This is a genomic window from Herpetosiphon gulosus, assembly GCF_039545135.1.
GTDB classification, from domain to species: Bacteria; Chloroflexota; Chloroflexia; order Chloroflexales; family Herpetosiphonaceae; genus Herpetosiphon; species Herpetosiphon gulosus.
Map to the genome: position 1 here is coordinate 48,266 of NZ_BAABRU010000008.1, position 15,855 is coordinate 64,120.

Sequence of the window (15,855 nt, forward strand, 5' to 3'; positions counted from 1 at the left end):
TGGCACAAAACTGTCTTTGTGTTCTGCGTGCCTTCATGGTTTTAGTAACCTGCACTCCTCTGTTCTATGCTACTCTATCGCCACAGCAGCTTGTTAAATTAGGAAGGATTTTTGCATGCGGCGTTTGAGTTTTTGGATACTCCTAGGAATTTTAGCAGCCTGTAGCAGCACGACGACCACTGAACCAAGTCAAGTGGCGCTTGCCCCCACCGCAACCACGGCAGCAACTGCAACCCTTGAACTAACCAACACCCCCGAGCCAACCAGCACAACCCTTCCAACCGCAACCAGCGAGCCAAGCCCAACTCCTGAGCCAAAAATTGAGTTGGCCGTGGTTGGTGATATGATGCTTGCTCGCTCGATTGGCGAGCGTATTCTGAGCGATGGCCCTGAGCAACCATTTGCCGGAGTACGTGAACACTTGGTCAATGCCGATTTAACAATTGGCAACCTTGAAACCGCCATTGCCGATGCTGGGGAGCCAGCACCCAAAGCCTATCGCTTTTTGGCCCCACCCGAAAGTGTAGATAGCCTCAGCAATGCAGGCTTTGATCTGGTTTCGTTGGCCAATAACCATAGCCTCGATTGGGGTGAATCGGCCTTGAGCGAAACGATTGGTTTGTTGAATGAGGCTGAAATTGCCAATGTTGGCGCGGGCATGAACGCCGAGCAGGCCTATCGCCCAGTCATTCTTGAGAAAAATGGCTTGCGGCTAGCATTCTTGGCTTACGTTAACGTACCTGTCGAGCGTGGCGGTTTTGTGACCGAATCGTGGACGGCAACTGCTGACCAACCTGGTTTGGCGTGGGCTGAACCTGCCGTAATTGCCGCCGATGTCGCAGCAATTCGGCCAAACGTTGATCATGTGATTATTTTGTTGCATAGTGGCTATGAGGGCATCGACCAACCAAATGAGATTCAGCGCAGCAATGCCTATGCTGCTTTAGATGCTGGGGCAACCTTGGTTTTGGGTGCACATCCCCATGTTTTGCAAGGCTACGAATTACGTTCAAACGGCCAATTTATTGCCTGGAGTTTGGGCAATTTTGTGTTCGATGGCTTTGATGGTACGCCGAGCCTTGATAGTGCCATCTTACACTTGACACTCGATAAAACCGGAGTTATTGCCTCACGCTGGACACCTGTGCGTTTGGTCGATGGCTATCCTCAAGCACTTGATCCGGCCAGTGATGGCGCGTATATCATCGAGACAATCGAGCAATTAAGTAAGTAACAACAGATTAAACGCAGCGGCGCAGAGAATTAATGTTTCTCTGCGCCGCTGCGTTTAATCCTTGGTTTAACTGCTTAACCCTGCCATGCGTTGTAAGCGCTCGGCGGTTGGCAGCAAGGGGCAATCGTTGCAGTTTCTTCCCCCTTCAACTTGGTAGTACAAACAGCAACCACCACGCTGGAGGAATGTCGCACATGTATCGCCCGCAGTATCCAGTTGAATATAACCAGTTTTACTGGCCTTCATGGCCGAACCTTTGGTTCCAACAAAGGCCAAACCTTCTTCACAAGCAGCGGCGACTTGATCAAGTCGTTGGCCAACCCGCAAGAAAATGCCTGCACAGCGATCGGCGATGATGTTCCATTGGGCACGTTGGCCTAAACCTGATTGATCGGCAACCAATTGCACCACTGGCTCAAGATGCTGCTCGAATTGCTGGCGTAATTGTTCACGCAAGCCAGCTTTATCGGCAATGACGGTTGCGCCAGTTTGGGTTTGATCAACAGCTAAGCCGAAAAACCGTTGCGAGGCAAAGGCGATTGCGGCCTGATCGGCATTGCCGTTGCTGGGAAAACGCGCCAGCACATTGGTCCGATCAAGGTCGGGAATCCGTTGATCGATCAGTAAGCTGGCAATCGCGGCTCCAGCCAAATACCAAACATACGAACTAATAAAGAACGAGCCTGTCAAGCGGCGCTTGGCTAGCTTGCGGGAGGCTGCAAAGCCTTCCAAAATGGTGCTTAGCGTCGCTGGATCGGTCAATGATGTCGCAGGCAACCAATCTGGCTCGTTTGGTTCGGCAATCCGCGCAACCAGATATTCATCCAAGGTCGTGGCGCGTTCCAGGCTTTGGGCAAGTGGGCTACTTTCTACGCTCATACACACATCCTCTATCAATCAGGGTAATTATTGTTTGGTCAAGCTTTTGACCACCCGTTGAGCCAAGACTTCGGCTGACAAGGGGCCACCAAAGAACCAAACATCGCCGCCTAAGGGGTAAGCTTGGCCTTTTTTGACAAACTCAAGGCTATCCCAGAAGGGCTTGACCGTGCCGGTAGCAAATGGATTATCATCATCGGCCACAACATACATAAAGTGCACATCGCCAAGTTGGGCCAGCACTTCGCTGCTGACAGTCGAAAATCCATAAACTTGGAAGGCGCTATCAGTCCAAGTATTTTTGAGGCCAGTTTTGGCGATCAATTTGGCAATCATCGAGTTGTCGGTGAACAAACGAATTTCAGCAGCGTTGTTTGAGGTGTAGGCTTGGGCCAACACATATGGTGCATTTTCAAAACCAGCAGTTGCCAAGGTTTGCTTAGCATCAGCGTAGGTTTGCTCCATCTTGGCTAACACGGCTTTGGCTTCTTCGGTTTTGCCCAATACATCGGCAATCGTGTTGAAGGTATCGATCATTTCAGTATATTGATCGCCTGATTCAGGATAGGGATTGAAGACCAAGGTTGGGGCAATCGCACTATATTGAGGATAGTTTTTATCAGCATCATATTTGAGCGAGATGATCAAATCGGGCTTAAGTGAAGCAATCGTTTCGAGATTAGCTTCGCCACGGGTTCCAACATCGGTTGCATCTGGGCCTAATTCAACTGGAACATCAACCCACTTGTTGTAGCCTTCGATATCAGCAACGCCAACTGGTTGCACACCCAAGGCCAACAAGTTTTCGACGTAAACCCATTCGAGCACAACTACCCGTTGCGGAGTGCCAGTGATCGTAGTTTCGCCCAAAACGTGTTTGATCGTGCGCGTGCCAACGGCGTTATCTGACGGAGCAGTGGTTGCTTCGGCGGCAGTTTCGGTTGTAGCAGCGGTTGGTTCACTGGCAGTCGTCGCGGTTGCAGCGGCTGCGGTGGTTGGAGCGGTTGTGGGCGCTTGGGTTGCTGCCGATGAACCACAGGCAGTCAAGATACTGACCAAGCCAATTAATGCCAAAAATCGTTGCATTGTGCTATCTATTCTGCTGACCACTTGGAACTCTCAAACGACCAGCACTAAAAAATGCTTATTTGCGTTCCGACAAGAGCGCTGCGGTGACCCGTTGGGTAAACACTTCGGCGGCAATTGGGCCACCAAACGTCCAGGTTTGGCTATCCAAGGTATGTGCTTGGCCAGCTTTGACAAACTCTAGACTGTCCCAATAGGGCTTGATCGCATCGCTCTGGAAGGGATCGTTATTTTCTTCAGTGATATAGAGCATATGTACATCGCCGAACTGAGCCAACGCCTCAGTGCCAACCGACGAGAAGCCCCAAACTTGATAGGTTGGGTCTGACCAAGCGTTTTTTAAGCCCAAACGCTTGATAATTTCCATCACGGCGGCGTTATCGGTGAACAAACGTACTTCGGCGGCGTTGTTGCTGGCATAGGTTTGCGCCACCAACACATTAGCATCAGCCAAACCAGCCTCAGCTAGTTGCGCTTTGGCATTAGCAAAGGTTTGTTCCATCTTGGCTAACACTTGTGCGCCTTCGGTTTCCTTGCCCAAAACAGCAGCGATCGTGCTGAAGGTCGTGGTCATTTCGTCGTATGGCTGGCCTTCGCCCTCTTTCAAATATGGGTTGAACATCATGGTTGGAGCGATGGCATTTAATTGATCGTAAATTGTTTCGCCACGCAAGGCTCCGACCAAAATCAGGTCAGGCTTCAAAGCGGCAATCGTTTCAAAATCGGGTGCTGGATTTGCCCCGATTGAAACCACACTGGGATCAATCGTCAATGGCAAATCGACCCACTTGGGATAATTTTCCAAGTCGATAGCTCCGACTGGTTGCACGCCCAAGGCCAATACATCTTCCAAATACATCCAATCAAGGGCGATGACCCGTTGTGGAACGTTGGGAATGCTGATTTCACCCAAGGCATGGGTGAAGCTGCGATTTTCAGAATTAGTGGTTGTATCGCTAGCGGCAGTGGCAGTTGCTTCGGCCACAGCGGCTTCAGTTGGCACGGTTGTGGCAGTCGCAGCGGCAGCCTCGGTTGGAGCCGTGGTTGCGGTCGCGGCTGGGGCGCTGGTTGGAGTGCTGGCAGCACCGCCACAGGCTGCTAACACCGTCAGTAGCAAGCCACAAGAGAGTAAACGGGTAAAACGAACCATTAGCAAAGTTACTCCTAGAGTTAAGCGCGGCTGCCAACAGCATCCGCCTGCAAAAGAGAATCTGGCGCTTCCGCAGCACATAAACCATAGGGAATGCACAATGGCACTCCTGTGCGCGGATCGGGGATAACTTCAGCTTCGATGCCAAACACAGTGCGTAATAACGACGGTGTAATTACATCGCGCGGCGCTCCAGCGGCTTGCACAACGCCAGCCCGCAGCGCAATCACATGATCAGCATGGCGCGTGGCATGGTTCAAATCATGCACTACCATCACAATCGTGCGGCCTGATTGACGATTAAGCTGTTCTAAAAGCTGTAAGACTTCAACTTGATGCGCCAAATCCAAAAAGGTGGTTGGCTCGTCAAGCAGGATAATATCGGTTTCTTGGGCGAGGGTCATGGCGATCCAAGCCCGTTGGCGTTGACCGCCTGACAGGGCATCAACGGCGCGGTCAGCCAATTCAACCATATTGGTGATTTCGAGTGCTGAGCTAACGGCTGTTTCGTCAGCCGCCGACCATTGCTGAAACCAGCGTTGATGGGGATAGCGACCTTGCGCCACCAACTCACGCACGGTTAAGCCTTCGGGCGCAACCGGATTTTGCGGCAAAATGCCTAGTTGGGTTGCTAATTGGCGGGTCGGGATACGTTGAATATCGTGACCATCCAGCACAACTGAACCATGCTTGGGCTTAATTAGGCGAGCCAAACCGCGCAATAAGGTCGATTTGCCACAACCATTGGGGCCAATCAAAGCAGTGATCTGCCCAGCAGGCAGCGTGATCGACAACTGATCGAGAATGTTGGGGCCGTCATAGCCCAGGGTTAATGTATCGGTTGCTAACATCACATCCTCACTTTGTTCGGGCATGTTGGTAGAGCATTGCCAAAAAGAACGGTACGCCAATCACGGCGGTGACCAAGCCACAAGGAATTTCGTTGGGCGCAGCGATTGTGCGGCCAATCCAATCGGAAGCGACCAGCAGCAACGCGCCAAGCATACCTGCGGTTGGCACAAGCCCTGTGTGATCGGTACCAACCAACCGCCGCGCAACGTGCGGCGCAATCAAGCCCACAAAGCTGATTACACCCGCCACGGCCACGCTTGCGCCAGCCAAAGCCACGGCCACAAACAAAATCCAAGCGCGTTGGCGGCCAACGTTTAGCCCTAAGCCCAAGGCCACATCTTCGCCAAGGTGCAGGCTATTCAATTGGCGAGCCTGAAACCAAGCCAAGGGCACTGCAATTGCGACCCACGGCGCAAAAGCCCAAAAATCGACCCACGAGCGGCCATAAACGCTGCCCGTTAGCCAAATCATGGCGCGTTGCACATCGTAAATATTGCCAATCGTGATCACGAGGGTTGTGACGGCGGAACCAACCGCACTCAAGCCCACCCCAATCAACACCAAGCGCATCGGCGAATCGCCACCCTTGCGCCAGGCCAAGAGATACATCAAGCCAGCTGCGATCAGCGCCCCAGCAAAGGCCGCGACTGGAATCCAACGCGCTGGAAAATCGCGCACCAGAATTGTCAAGACCACGGCAACTAGGCCAGCGCCAGTGTTGATGCCCATAATGCTAGGGTCGGCCAAGGGATTGCGGGTCAAACCTTGCAACAATGCGCCCGATGTACCCAATGCCAAGCCAACCAAGGCCGAAAGCAACATGCGTGGCAAGCGCAACGTGCGCACAATCAGCACATGTTGCGGATCGCCAGTTTCCATGCCGAGCAAGGTTTTAACCACATCGAGCGGGCTAATTTCATATTGACCAACGCCCATGTTGACCACCATAATTGCCATCACCAGCAGCGCGATAACCAGCGCAACCTTGGGCAAACGGCGGTCAATTCGCAGCGAAAACTTGCCAACTTTAGGGCGAATCGTAATCCATGGAAAAGTTTTCATCGTTGCACCCGCCAGCGTACAAGGTAAATAAACATTGGGCCGCCGAGCAACGCGGTTACCACGCCGACTGGTACTTCCATCGGGCGCACAATTACTCGCCCAATAATGTCGGCGACCACGAGCAGCAAGGCTCCGCCAATTGCGCAATAGGGCAAGAGCCAGCGATAATCGAGGCCGACGATAAAGCGCATAATGTGGGGAACCAACAAGCCCAAAAAGCCAATCGGCCCAGCCAGTGCCACCGCGCTGCCAGCCAATAACACCACGGCAATTGCCGCAACTGTTTTGACCCAACCAGTACGTTGGCCCAAGCCGCGTGCCACATCCTCACCCAAGGACATTGCAGTCAGCGAACGGCCAAGGCTCAAGGCTAATATCATGCCAACTACGACGTAGGGCAGGCTTTGGCCGATTAAGCCCAAATCGCGACCCGCCACCGTACCAGCCAACCACAAACGAACCTCATCAAGCGTTTGTTGATCAAGAATTAGAATGGCGCTGGTAAACGAGGAACAGAAGGCCGTGATCATCGCGCCAGCCAAAGTCAATTTGAGTGGAGTTGGCCCGCCGCGACCCAAGGAGCCAAGGCTATAGACCAACACCGCCGTCACCGCCGCGCCAGCAAAGGCAAAGATCGCATACAGATTGAGGGTTTTGATATTGAAGAAGGTGATCGCCAAGACCACGCCCAAGGCTGCGCCGCTTTCGATGCCCAACAAGCCGGCATCAGCCAGTGGATTGCGAGTCAAGCCCTGCATGATCGCTCCGGCCAAGGCCAAAATTGCCCCGACAATCGCCGCCACTAAAACCCGTGGCATGCGCAAGGTGCGAATAATCAGGTGTTGGGTTGAGCTGGGATCATAATCAAATAACGAGGCCCAAACCGTGCTGGGAGCAACATCGGCTGCCCCAAAATTAATGCTCAGGGTCATAATCACTAGTAAGAGGCCAAATGCTACAAGCAGGCCAATGGCTAAAGCCGCAGCGGCGCGACGTTTTGGTTTGGGCTGTGATGCTGATTGTGCAATGGTAACCGCCACGTTAGTAACTCCGTCGATCAACCGTTTTTTAAGCGCAACAAAACGACCAATGCCCTAATGCTTGGCTCGAAACAGCGCCTATTGCTTAACGGTTTGAGGAAACTTCGCCGCAAGATTCAGCTTGGTTATGACAAAGCTGAATCAATAAAGACAATTTAATCAGTCTTTATTGTCTTTATTGCGGGTAAGTATAGTCGCTTCGGAGCATTTGTCAAATCAATGATTGGAAGAAGTTGTGAGTAAAAACAGTTTACTCTATATTAACCGTCTTTATTACAGCATTTAGCGCCAAAAACCTGCTCATTTGGTTACAATCCGACTACTTGAGTAGCCTGAACGACTGATGGTGATTGGCGGTCAGCCTTAGGATATAAAACAACGATTTAGCTTATTCAGAAGGCCTAAATCGTTGTTTTACTCGTGAAAGTACCGTAAAATTAAAAGCAACTAAGAAGGCTTTACAACCTGTGGGGAAGCCATGTGGATAAAGCTTCACCCAAGTGCAGCAAGTGTTTCACCTAAAGCGAATTTTAAGCGATAATATAAAAGGTAAACATGCCACGTCGGAACAGATAAAGGAGTCAGTAATGACTGGGGTACTTTCTTTCTACCGAACATCCATCGGAAAGAAGGTCGTGATGGCCGTGACGGGTCTGATTGGCGTGGGCTTCGTCATTGGACATATGCTTGGCAATCTTCAAATTTATTTGGGAGCCGAAGCATTAAACAAGTATGCGGCATTTCTTAAGAGCACTGGCGAGTTGCTGGTGGTTGTGCGGGTTGTACTGCTTACCGCAGTTATTTTGCACATCATCGCTGCCGTGCAATTGACGATTGAAAACCGCAAATCGCGACCTCAACGCTACGTCAAAAAACAGCATGTCGAATCGACCTTCGCCAGCCGCACCATGCGCTATGGCGGGATCATTCTGCTACTGTTTATCGTCTACCATATTTTGCACTTTACGCTTGGTAAAGCGCCTGGCGGGCCACAGCCATTTGATGTCCACAATGTTTACAATAACGTGGTCTATGGCTTCCAAAACATGTGGGTTTCGCTGTTTTATATTGTGGCGATGCTCTCACTTGGCTTGCACATGGCTCACGGGGTTTGGAGCTTGTTCCAAACATTGGGCTTAAACAACCGCCGTTTCAATCGGTTGCTGCGTAATGCTGCGCTAGGCATTGGCACCTTGTTGTTTTTGGGAAATATTTCGATTCCAATTGCGGTCTTAGTTGGTTTCCTAAAGCCAATCTAGTACAAATAGGTGACGCATTATGCAATTGAACGCTAAAATTCCAGCAGGGCCGCTGGAAGATAAATGGGATCAGCACCGCTTCAATGTGAAGTTGGTTAACCCCGCCAATAAGCGCAAATACACCGTTTTGGTGGTTGGCTCGGGCTTGGCAGGCGCTTCTGCTGCTGCTTCATTGGCCGAGCTTGGCTATAACGTTAAGTGTTTTTGCTTCCAAGATAGCCCCCGTCGCGCCCACAGTATCGCGGCTCAAGGCGGGATCAACGCTGCCAAGAATTATCAAAACGACGGTGATAGTATTCGCCGTTTGTTCTACGATACAATCAAAGGTGGCGATTATCGCGCTCGTGAAGGTAATGTCTATCGCTTGGCTCAAGTCAGCGTTAACATTATTGACCAATGTGTGGCTCAAGGTGTGCCGTTCGCCCGCGAGTACGGCGGCGTGATGGCCAACCGCTCGTTCGGTGGCGCACAAGTTTCACGCACGTTCTATGCACGTGGGCAAACTGGTCAACAATTGTTGATCGGCGCTTATTCAGCGCTCGAACGCCAAATTGGCTTGAAAAAAGTCGCCATGTATTCGCGCTGCGAAATGTTGGATATTGTCTTGGTTGATGGCAAAGCCCGTGGGATTATCACCCGCGATTTGATCAACGGCAAGATCGAGCGTCACGCAGGCGATGCGGTAGTCTTGGCAACTGGTGGGTATGGCAACGTCTTCTACCTTTCAACCAATGCTAAAGGTTGTAACGTTACCGCCAGCTATCGTGCCTACAAACGTGGCGCAGCCTTCGCTAACCCTTGCTTTACCCAAATTCACCCAACCTGTATCCCGGTTGCTGGCGATCACCAATCAAAATTGACTTTGATGAGTGAATCGTTGCGTAACGATGGACGGATTTGGGTTCCCAAGAAGGCTGGCGACAATCGCGCTGCCAAGGATATTCCCGAAAGCGAACGCGATTATTATCTCGAACGCAAATATCCTTCGTTCGGCAACCTCTCACCGCGCGATATTTCTTCACGCGCTGCCAAAGAAGTGTGTGATGAAGGTCGCGGCGTAGGTCCAGGCGGCTTGGGTGTCTATCTCGATTTCAGCGATTCGATCAAGCGGTTGGGCAAAAATATGATTGCCGAACGCTATGGTAACTTGTTCGAGATGTACGAACGGATTACTGGCGAGAATCCCTACGAAGTGCCAATGCGGATTTATCCCGCTGTGCACTACACCATGGGTGGCTTGTGGGTTGACTACAACTTGATGAGCAACGTCGAAGGTTTGCACGTTTTGGGCGAAGCCAACTTCTCCGACCACGGAGCCAACCGCCTTGGGGCGAGTGCCTTGATGCAAGGTTTGGCCGATGGCTACTTTATTCTGCCCTACACAATTGGTGATTACATTGCCAGCGCCAAATTAACCCCAATTAGTACCGATCACCCAGCTTTTGCTGAAACTGAGCGCGAAGTAACCACGCGGCTCAAGCAATTGCTTGAGATCAATGGCAAGCGCAGCGTCGATGATTTCCATCGCGAGCTTGGCAAAGTGATGTGGGATTACTGTGGCATGGCGCGGAATGATGCTGGTTTACGCACCGCCTTAGAACGCATTCCGCAAATCCGCGAAGAATTCTGGCGCGATTTACGCGTGCCAGGCAGCGGCGAATACTTCAACCAAGAGTTAGAAAAAGCCGGACGCGTGGCCGACTTCCTCGAATTTGCTGAATTAATGTGCCACGATGCGTTGATGCGCACCGAATCGTGTGGCGGTCACTTCCGCACCGAAAGCCAAACCGAGGATGGTGAGGCCAAACGCGATGACGAGAACTTTACCTTTGTGGCCGCTTGGGAATACAAGGGCGTTGGTACCAAACCAACTATGCACAAAGAAGTTCTTGAATTTGAAAACGTTCACCTTTCAACTCGTTCGTACAAGTAATCGCTGAGGTGCTTCAATGAAATTAAAATTGCACATTTGGCGACAAGATAACGCCAAAACAGCGGGCAAAATGGTCAGCTACGATGCCAACCATGTCAGCCCCGATATGTCATTTCTCGAAATGCTCGATGTGCTCAACCAAGAGTTGATCACCAAGGGCGACGATCCGGTGGCCTTCGACCATGACTGCCGCGAAGGGATTTGCGGTGCTTGTTCGATGGTGATCAACGGGATTCCCCACGGGCCACAGCGGGCAACCACCACCTGCCAATTGCACATGCGCTCATTCAAAGATGGCGACGAAGTGTATATTGAGCCATGGCGGGCCGAGCCATTCCCTGTGATCAAAGACTTGGCAGTTGATCGTGCAGCCCTCGACCGAATTATCGCCGCTGGCGGCTTTATCTCGGTTGGTACTGGCTCGCCGCCAGATGGCAACGCGATTCCAATTTCCAAAGAGATTTCTGATTTGGCGATGGATGCGGCGGCCTGTATTGGCTGTGGCGCGTGTGTTGCTGCTTGTCCTAACGGCTCAGCAATGTTGTTCACCGCTGCCAAGGTCTCGCATCTGAACTTGTTACCCCAAGGCGAGCCAGAAAAAGATCAGCGGGTGATCAATATGGTTGCCCAAATGGATGCAGAAGGCTTTGGCAATTGTACCAACTATGCTGAATGCCAAGCCGCCTGTCCCAAGGAAATTAGTATCCAGTTTATTGCCAAGATGAACCGCGACCTCATTCGGGCCAAGTTGCGCGAAGGCAACAACGCTGGCTCTGGCAAAACCGGTGGGGCGTAAGCTCTAGGGATCGGTTGCTGGTAGGTGGGGATCGGGCTGTTATTAGCTCGATCCCTGTTTTGGTTAACAAGAGATGCTATAATGCCACAGGATCTTTATACAGATAGGCCAGGTTGATTATGAATCAAGTGCATCCGCATAATCCTCAAATACGATTGAGTCATTTAAGTATTAAGAACTTCAAAGGAATTGAAGAAGTTGAAATCGATTTCCCTGAACCACAACTCAATGGCGATCCAGATATTATGGTTATGGGTAGTCGCAATGGTTTAGGCAAAACATCAATATTTGAGGCTTGCTCGTTATTATTTCTCTATATTTTTGGCAGCGATCGCTTTCGTGATATGGTATCACAGGTTAGTCGCTATGGTATTTCGATCAACATACCTGATCTATTGATTCGTTCTGGGATTGATAAGTTTGATATCTCAGGTCAAGTAACGATTGAAAATAAAGTTTACTCTCCAAAAATTACATTTTCAAGAAATGGCAAATTCAAGCTTGAGAATGAAATACCAAAATCACTAACAAAAATGTATGATTATAATATTATTGATTATTTTCATACAATGCTTGGATTACAACCAAATCCTTTAATTATTTCAAATTTCATCTACTTCCATAGTCATCGAAAAATACAAGAAGGTAGTTTGGAATTAGGTAATATGCTAGACGATAATACTAGTATTGGGATAAATAATAAAAATTCAATCTTACGTAGAAATTCTAATATCAAAAGTACCTTCAAACAAGAAATTCTTCGATTATTAATGAGTCGTGGTGGCTTATTTGAAAGTTCTAACGAGCAAAAAGCTGAGCTTATTTTAAATAAACTTAATGATTTAGTTGAAGAATATGCTAATGGGAGAATAGAAAAACTTAAAGCATTACCAGACAGCACAATTGAGTTTTTAGTAACTCCAAGTAATGGCGGAGAATCTTTTAATTTTGATGGATTAAGCTCAGGCCAAAAAGAAATTATCTCAACATTATTTCTAATTTGGAATTATACCGAGAATAATCCTGGGCTTATATTAATTGATGAACCAGAACTACACTTAAATTCACAATGGCATAGGCCATTCATTAAAAATCTTTATAAGCTTGCACCGAATAATCAATATATTATTGCGACCCATTCAGAAGATATTTTCGATTCAGTTGATGCTGATCGCCGAATTTTATTATCGGATGACTGATTATGGCCAAGATTCAAGTTTCAACAGGTATTCCTAATGCCGAAGCTATTAAACAATCCAATCAACATGTCTTATATGTTGAGGGTAATGGCCCAAATTCGTTTGATCATCAAATTATCAGTGAATTATTAAGCGACCAGGATATCTCGATTGATGTTAAGCCATTTGGCCCAGCATCACGTATTCAAGGTGCAGCTCAGGCATTAGCCCAGCATCATCCAACATATTATTTCTTAATTGATCGTGATCATTTAAAAGATAGTGAAATCGAAGAATGTTGGTCGAATTTTCCCAACCCCGAAAATCATAATCTTTTGGTATGGAAGAAACGTGAGCTAGAAAATTATTTCCTAGATATACCATTTCTTTCCCAAAGTGAGTTTTACAAAAAACCTAGTGATGAGCTGTATGAGAAGTTATTACGGCTTGCTCAAGCAAGAATATATCTTGATGTAGCAAATATGATTTTAACTGAGATTCGTGAGCAAATAAAAGGGATAGACTTTACTCGTCCAAAACCACAAGAATGTACTAGCAAAGATTCAGCACTGATCTTTCTGAGAGAAAGTAATTTTATCGCTCAGAAAAGAGATATCCTTCAAGCTTATATTGATAATAAATATCTTGAAACACTGTTTCTGGAAAAATTAGAATTATTGACCGGAGGACAGGAGCCCTTGAAGGTTGGTGAAGGTCAGTGGGTTAATCTGATGCAAGGAAAAGAACTATTAAGGCCATTAATTAATGATAATTTTCGAGTTATAACGACTAATAGAACATATTTACAAGGCGATGAAAGATTAAAGACGGTGCTAAAAAGGTTGGTTAAGCAAGTACAACTCGATAACCAACCACACGACTTTCAAAATCTATGTGGATTGATCAAAAAACAAATAGCGAAAAAGTAAGCTATTGAGGGATCGGGCTGATACTAGCTCGATCCTTGTTTTTGATCCACGAAGTGCACGAAGAGTTGAAATCGCGAAGGACGCGAAGAGCACAAAGGTTTTTTAGCCACAGATTCCCACAGATAATTTCCGATAGCCGATAACTCAAAGCCTATAGCCATATTTCCTCTGCACTTCTGTGTTAGAAATCTAGCCCCTGACCTCTGACTCCTGACCCCTTAGCTTTTTGCTCGATCTTCTTTTGATGGTGCTATAATAGAGTCATTATATCGGCAATCGGACAACTGAAGGATGACGCAAGGTTGTGCGTCGGATGGCTCACTGCATCCTGCGGTGAGCTTTTCATATATCCCAAGGAGGATAACCCCATGCCAATCGATTGGAGTGCTAAGTTCGCGTTTGAAGGGCTGACCTATGATGATGTGCTGTTGATTCCAGCCTACTCGGATGTCTTGCCTTCGCAAATCGACGTTAGCACGTGGCTGACCCGCGAGATTCGTTTGAACATTCCAGTTGTCTCATCTGCGATGGATACCGTGACCGAAGATCGCATGGCAATTGCGCTGGCTCGCGAAGGTGGCCTTGGCATTATTCACAAAAATATGGCTCCCGCGCAACAAGCAGATTTGGTGCGGCGGGTCAAGCGCTCAGAAAGTGGCATGATTACCGATCCCATCACCTTACGCCCCGAGCAAACCATCGGCGAGGCTTGGGAACTGATGAGCGATTACCATATTTCAGGGGTGCCGATTACCAGCGCTGCTGGTGAATTAGTTGGGATACTTACCAACCGCGATTTGCGCTTTGAAACCGACCCCACTCGCAAAATCAGCGAATTGATGACCAGTGAAGAACTGGTCACCGTGCCAGTCGGCACAACCCTCGAACAAGCCAAACAAGCTTTGCATCAACACCGGATCGAAAAGGTTTTGGTGGTCGATGAACATGGCAAGCTCAATGGTTTGATCACAGTCAAGGATATTCAGAAGCAGATCGAACATCCTAATGCCACCAAAGATGCTTATGGCCGCTTGCGGGTGGGCGCTGCCGTCGGCGCATCGCCCAGCGAATTAGAGCGGGTGCGCTTGTTGGTTGAGGCTGGGGTTGATGTGATTGCGGTCGATACTGCTCACGGCCACTCCAAAGCCGTGCTCGATGCCATTGCCCGAATCAAACAACAATATCCTGAACTGCAAATTATTGGCGGGAATGTCAGCACTGGCGAAGGTGCTCGTGCCCTAATCGAACACGGTGCTGATGCGGTCAAGGTCGGGCAAGGACCTGGATCGATTTGTACCACTCGGGTGGTATCAGGTGCGGGGATGGCACAAGTTACGGCGGTGATGGAGTGTGTTAAAGCAGCCGAAGAAGCAGGCGTGCCAATCATCGCTGATGGCGGGATTAAGTATAGCGGTGATGTTGCCAAAGCACTTGCTGCTGGCGCACATACGGTTATGCTCGGTGGTTTATTGGCAGGCACCGACGAATCGCCGGGCGAGATGATTCTATACCAAGGTCGCTCATTTAAATCCTATCGCGGCATGGGTTCGATTGGCGCGATGCAGCAAGGCAGCAGCGACCGTTATTTCCAAAGCAACCAGCCTGCCCGCAAGTTGGTGGCCGAAGGAATTGAAGGTATGGTTCCTTACAAAGGCGCACTGGCTGATACCATTTATCAATTGGTTGGTGGGTTGCGCTCGGGGATGGGCTATGTTGGGGCGCATAATGTTGATGAATTGCGCAAGAATGCCCGCTTCTCGCGAATTTCGCCAGCTGGCTTGGCCGAAAGCCATCCCCACGATGTAACGATCACCAACGAAGCTCCCAACTACGAGCGACGCGGCTAGGATTCAGAACAGCCCTGCTTCCTTAGAATTGGAAGCAGGGCTGAAATTTTAGCCAACTTGAGCGCTATCGTTGCCAACAGCAGCTAAAGTTTCCTTTAAATGATGGCCTTCGTGCCAGATACAGCCACCAGTTTGGGCAACTGGTGAGGCTGCTTCGCCACCCCAAGGCGCAACCATCGGGGCTGCTAGTTGCTCAGGAGTGAAGCTTGCCAATGTATCCTTGATTTGCTGGCGCACGCTAGTCCATTGCTCAAGAGCTTGTTCATAGCTAAGATTGTTGCGTTCTGAGACAGTGCGACCATTGAAAGCATTAAGCGCCGCTTCGGCTTCCAAATCGGGCATTTCGGTTAGGTAGCCTTGGCCTGCTTGATGCGCCTGTAAGCCCTTCAAAAACTCTTCTTCCCAAATCGTAATATGGCAAATAATGTTGGTGACCGTCCAAGGGCCATCAGCATAAACCAAGGCATTGGGGTCGAGTGCTCCAAATTTGGCTTGGTTGGCAGCCCGATCAGCATCCAAAGCGGCGATCATTTCGGCAACAGTAGCGTTTTGCATCTGATACACACTCCTATAACAGAACGTATGTACGATTATACCTAACTAGCAGCTC

The 15,855-nt window shown here is 49.2% G+C and carries 14 protein-coding genes; 7 read left to right on the forward strand and 7 right to left on the reverse strand.

All coding sequences use genetic code 11. The features are described 5' to 3' along the window. The first annotated feature begins 115 nt into the window (after positions 1 to 115). Positions 116 to 1,234, forward strand: coding sequence for a CapA family protein (locus ABEB26_RS12305; protein ID WP_345722310.1), 1,119 nt, complete (start codon positions 116 to 118; stop codon positions 1,232 to 1,234). A gap of 66 nt (positions 1,235 to 1,300) precedes the next feature. Here ABEB26_RS12305 and ABEB26_RS12310 read toward each other — a convergent pair whose 3' ends face one another. The 6 genes from ABEB26_RS12310 to ABEB26_RS12335 are packed head-to-tail and all read right to left on the reverse strand — an operon-like array spanning position 1,301 to position 7,303. Beyond that, a complete protein-coding gene (locus tag ABEB26_RS12310) occupies positions 1,301 to 2,113 on the reverse strand; it encodes an IucA/IucC family C-terminal-domain containing protein (protein WP_345722311.1) in 813 nt (270 codons plus the stop codon). A 27-nt stretch (positions 2,114 to 2,140) separates the two neighbouring features. Continuing rightward, complete coding sequence (locus ABEB26_RS12315; RefSeq protein WP_345722312.1) at positions 2,141 to 3,199, reverse strand: ABC transporter substrate-binding protein; 1,059 nt, start codon at positions 3,197 to 3,199, stop codon at positions 2,141 to 2,143. Between the two features lie 58 nt (positions 3,200 to 3,257). Beyond that, the gene (locus ABEB26_RS12320) at positions 3,258 to 4,349 is read right to left on the reverse strand and encodes an ABC transporter substrate-binding protein (RefSeq protein WP_345722313.1); all 1,092 of its coding nucleotides are present in this window, start codon (positions 4,347 to 4,349) and stop codon (positions 3,258 to 3,260) included. Between the two features lie 20 nt (positions 4,350 to 4,369). Further along, positions 4,370 to 5,224 (reverse strand): ABC transporter ATP-binding protein, encoded by an 855-nt coding sequence (locus tag ABEB26_RS12325; protein WP_345722314.1) that lies wholly within the window; start codon positions 5,222 to 5,224, stop codon positions 4,370 to 4,372. Continuing rightward, positions 5,208 to 6,263: a FecCD family ABC transporter permease gene (locus ABEB26_RS12330; protein ID WP_345722315.1), complete on the reverse strand. Its 1,056-nt coding sequence runs from the start codon at positions 6,261 to 6,263 to the stop codon at positions 5,208 to 5,210. The genes ABEB26_RS12325 and ABEB26_RS12330 overlap by 17 nt, the downstream gene beginning before the upstream one ends. Then, the gene (locus ABEB26_RS12335; RefSeq protein WP_486348306.1) at positions 6,260 to 7,303 is read right to left on the reverse strand and encodes a FecCD family ABC transporter permease; all 1,044 of its coding nucleotides are present in this window, start codon (positions 7,301 to 7,303) and stop codon (positions 6,260 to 6,262) included. The genes ABEB26_RS12330 and ABEB26_RS12335 overlap by 4 nt, the downstream gene beginning before the upstream one ends. A gap of 587 nt (positions 7,304 to 7,890) precedes the next feature. On the opposite strand from ABEB26_RS12335, the gene ABEB26_RS12340 reads away from it, so the two are divergent. The 6 genes from ABEB26_RS12340 (at position 7,891) to guaB (ending at position 15,245) form a co-directional block, all read left to right on the forward strand. Further along, positions 7,891 to 8,562 carry a succinate dehydrogenase cytochrome b subunit gene (locus ABEB26_RS12340; protein ID WP_345722316.1) on the forward strand — a complete coding sequence of 224 codons (672 nt, stop codon included), beginning with the start codon at positions 7,891 to 7,893 and terminating at the stop codon, positions 8,560 to 8,562. A gap of 19 nt (positions 8,563 to 8,581) precedes the next feature. Then, the gene (locus ABEB26_RS12345) at positions 8,582 to 10,495 is read left to right on the forward strand and encodes a fumarate reductase/succinate dehydrogenase flavoprotein subunit (RefSeq protein WP_345722317.1); all 1,914 of its coding nucleotides are present in this window, start codon (positions 8,582 to 8,584) and stop codon (positions 10,493 to 10,495) included. Between the two features lie 16 nt (positions 10,496 to 10,511). Next, positions 10,512 to 11,291 carry a succinate dehydrogenase/fumarate reductase iron-sulfur subunit gene (locus ABEB26_RS12350; RefSeq protein ID WP_345722318.1) on the forward strand — a complete coding sequence of 260 codons (780 nt, stop codon included), beginning with the start codon at positions 10,512 to 10,514 and terminating at the stop codon, positions 11,289 to 11,291. A 119-nt stretch (positions 11,292 to 11,410) separates the two neighbouring features. Then, positions 11,411 to 12,490, forward strand: coding sequence for an AAA family ATPase (locus ABEB26_RS12355; RefSeq protein ID WP_345722319.1), 1,080 nt, complete (start codon positions 11,411 to 11,413; stop codon positions 12,488 to 12,490). A gap of 2 nt (positions 12,491 to 12,492) precedes the next feature. Continuing rightward, complete coding sequence (locus ABEB26_RS12360) at positions 12,493 to 13,398, forward strand: hypothetical protein (protein WP_345722320.1); 906 nt, start codon at positions 12,493 to 12,495, stop codon at positions 13,396 to 13,398. A gap of 368 nt (positions 13,399 to 13,766) precedes the next feature. Further along, positions 13,767 to 15,245 (forward strand): IMP dehydrogenase, encoded by a 1,479-nt coding sequence (guaB, locus tag ABEB26_RS12365; RefSeq protein WP_345722321.1) that lies wholly within the window; start codon positions 13,767 to 13,769, stop codon positions 15,243 to 15,245. Between the two features lie 48 nt (positions 15,246 to 15,293). Here the strand turns inward: guaB and ABEB26_RS12370 are convergent, their stop codons facing one another. Then, positions 15,294 to 15,800: a DinB family protein gene (locus ABEB26_RS12370; protein WP_345722322.1), complete on the reverse strand. Its 507-nt coding sequence runs from the start codon at positions 15,798 to 15,800 to the stop codon at positions 15,294 to 15,296. Positions 15,801 to 15,855 lie beyond the last annotated feature (55 nt).